The following is a 485-nucleotide window of genomic DNA, read 5'->3' as shown; positions in this document are numbered from 1 at the left end:
GTGCCGCAAAACGGTAACGGCCTGCCTCTGTTGTGGCTGGATTTCGAAATAGCGCCCGATGGCGATATTACAATCCGTACGTTCCATCGCACACACAGCAATGCGCCAGAATTTGCCCGGAACCTGATTGGCATTAAAAATGACGATGGTTCATTTACCGAAACGGTTAAAGATGGCGACCCGGTGGATATTCCGGCTGGTCGCTGGGTAGACCTGCGTGTTGAGATGCCCCACAACAGCATCTGGAATATTAAACAGCTCGAGGCACAGGAAGCCAGAGAAAACGCTGAACGCGAGCGCCAGCAAAATCAGCAGGATGCTCAGGTGTAAAAATGATGGTTGCCGCAACCACACCGTATGCAAGAGCGTGGTTGCGGCTGACTGGTGAACGTCCGATTGTGCGAGTATTGAATGATTGCCAGTCACGGCGGATTGTACTTAAGCAATATGACGGTTCAAGGCGTTTAATCTGAAACCAGCCACAT

At 51.1% G+C, this 485-nt stretch carries 1 protein-coding gene; it reads left to right on the top strand.

Translation table 11 applies throughout. The features are described from left to right. Positions 1–330: phage tail fiber protein (locus OGV69_RS01275; RefSeq protein WP_502873873.1), on the top strand; the 330-nt coding region annotated here is incomplete at its 5' end. Positions 331–485: the final 155 nt, after the last annotated feature.

The sequence above is a fragment of the Citrobacter sp. Cc139 genome, assembly GCF_030334645.1.
GTDB lineage: Bacteria > Pseudomonadota > Gammaproteobacteria > Enterobacterales > Enterobacteriaceae > Citrobacter > Citrobacter werkmanii.
The sequence above is the reverse complement of the archived record's forward strand: the minus strand, read 5'-3'. Positions and strand labels throughout refer to the sequence as shown.